The organism is Herpetosiphon llansteffanensis (genome assembly GCF_003205875.1).
Lineage (GTDB): Bacteria > Chloroflexota > Chloroflexia > Chloroflexales > Herpetosiphonaceae > Herpetosiphon > Herpetosiphon llansteffanensis.
In genome coordinates, this window is the sequence record NZ_PUBZ01000060.1 from 1 (window position 1) to 400 (window position 400).

General features: G+C 71.0%; 1 pseudogene. It reads left to right on the top strand.

From position 1 onward, the window contains the following. A pseudogene (locus tag C5S61_RS26745) lies at positions 1-206 on the top strand (sulfite exporter TauE/SafE family protein); the annotation flags it as partial. Positions 207-400 lie beyond the last annotated feature (194 nt).

Consider the following 400-nt stretch of genomic DNA (forward strand, 5'->3'; position numbering starts at 1 on the left):
GTTCACTACTCGGCCTCGCGATCGGCGGCCAGATCAGCGCTGACGGTCTACGTGCCGGGCTCGCGTGGCTGCCGTTCATGGCCGTGGGCGCTCTCGCGGCGCAGCCGTTGCGGCACTCGATCGACGCGGTGCGCTTCCGCCACAGCATCCTCGCGCCCGCGACGGTCAGCGCCCTCGCCGTCATCGTCCGCGTCGCGCTCACCTGAACGCGTCCCTCTCGACGGCGAGCGCCACGCCGTCCGCGTCCCGCGCGTCGTCATCGAGCCCGCGACGCTGGGCGCGACGTCCCCGTCACGAACGCTTTGTCGCATAGGTGCACCTTGCTGGCGCAACGCCCTTCGCCAGCGTGAGATTGAGGGCAAACAGCCCCCGATTCCGGGGCCGTCTCACGGAGGTAGCC